Here is a 248-nt window from a genome sequence, read left to right as displayed (position 1 = left end):
TTGGAAGATATTTTAATAATATCAAGTGATAATTTACCAGGAATAAGTCAAGCAATAGAAGCAGTATTTCCAAAAACAGAAATACAAAAATGTATAATTCATCAAATAAGAAATTCAACAAAATTTGTATCATATAAAGATTTAAAAGACTTAATGAAAGACTTAAAAATGGTATACCAAGCAAAAAATGAGAAAACAGCATTACAAAATTTGGAAAACTTTGAAGAAAAATGGGCAAAGAAATATCC

1 protein-coding gene is annotated in these 248 nt (G+C 24.6%); it reads left to right on the top strand.

Annotated elements, in window-relative coordinates; all coding sequences use genetic code 11:
• Positions 1-248: transposase (locus tag ABGF45_RS08425; RefSeq protein WP_408125377.1), on the top strand; the 248-nt coding region annotated here is incomplete at both ends.

Origin of the sequence: Helcococcus sp. KG196, assembly GCF_046035495.1 — a bacterium.
GTDB lineage: Bacteria > Bacillota > Clostridia > Tissierellales > Peptoniphilaceae > Helcococcus > Helcococcus ovis.
Note: the sequence above shows the minus strand (reverse complement) of the source record. Positions and strands in the feature narration are given on the sequence as shown.